At 52.9% G+C, this 459-nt stretch carries 1 protein-coding gene; it reads right to left on the bottom strand.

Features of this window, described 5'->3' with window-relative positions; all coding sequences use genetic code 11:
- Positions 1 to 422: hypothetical protein (locus AC2JF9_RS09035; protein WP_500727091.1), on the bottom strand; the 422-nt coding region annotated here is incomplete at its 3' end.
- Positions 423 to 459: the final 37 nt, after the last annotated feature.

Raw genomic sequence — 459 nt, 5'->3', positions numbered from 1 at the left:
ATCCGAATGGAACCGAGGTTCAGGATGGGCCCGAGAAAAAACAGCACGCCGGTGATGCCCATAAACATTTTCCGCGGGCTGTTGCGGTAACGTTTAAGGTAAGCGAGAATCGAGTCGAAAAACCCTCCCATTTTGAATGGAATCGATAATAGGGGGACGAGCACAAGCAAAGTCAGCAAGGGAAGATTCGAGACAATCCCCTGCGCGGCCGCTTCGATCCCCTGCCCTTTCCATGCCGTCAATGCGATTCCGGAGGCAAACATGAGCACGCTGAAAATGCGGGGAACCGTCCTTGCGCGCAAGACGCTGCCCATGAAGGCAATGACGGCGCAAACCGCCAAAATAAGCTGCAGCCATTCGGAACGAACGAAATATTGGACCAAAAACAACAAGCACACGCCTAAGATAAAGCTGCTTTTCATGGAGAGCTCCTCCGGACCGAAGTCGACGCACATAAGG

The organism is Lactobacillus sp. C449L (genome assembly GCF_059900815.1).
Note: the sequence above shows the minus strand (reverse complement) of the source record. Positions and strands in the feature narration are given on the sequence as shown.